The following is a 560-nucleotide window of genomic DNA, read 5'->3' as shown; positions in this document are numbered from 1 at the left end:
TTCTTACACGCCTATCGCTAGTGCTAAATTGAAAAATAGACCTTTTAGAATTGAGTTTAACCCTGCAAAAGTAAGTTATGAGCATCTGAATCATGTCTTTAATTCAATTATTTTAAGACTTACTGATGTTGCTATTAGTCGCCTTGATTTAGCCTTTGACTTTGAGAGAGATTTAACTGAAGTACGTTGCGATTGGACTGTTACAAAACAAGAATTGTATGATCGAACTGGTTCACTAAAAACTCGATATTATGGAGATATTAAAAGTGATTTGCAAGTGGTTCTTTATGATAAAAAGGCTGAGAGACTTGCAAAAGCTGATGAACAAGAGCAAGAAGAGTTTAAGCAATATGACACTCTTTGGAGAGCTGAATACAGATTTAGGAATGCAGGTTATATCTCTGCTCAATCTCGCAAAAAGTTTGCTGATTTAGAGGCACATCCACTAACCATTAGAAATTACAGTTTATTAGATGGACTAGGATTATCAGCTCAAGAAAAAATATTGTTAAGGGCTTCAGATGATTATCCTGAGCTTTTTAAAGAATTAACAAAAGGAA

Annotated in this window: 1 pseudogene; it reads left to right on the top strand. The window is 33.9% G+C overall.

Going from position 1 to position 560, the window contains the following annotated elements:
* Positions 1 to 560, top strand: a pseudogene (locus BAZO_RS01620) (hypothetical protein); the annotation flags it as partial.

Source organism: Schinkia azotoformans LMG 9581 (assembly GCF_000307855.1).
Taxonomy (GTDB): Bacteria; Bacillota; Bacilli; order Bacillales; family Bacillaceae_J; genus Schinkia; species Schinkia azotoformans.
Note: the sequence above shows the minus strand (reverse complement) of the source record. Positions and strands in the feature narration are given on the sequence as shown.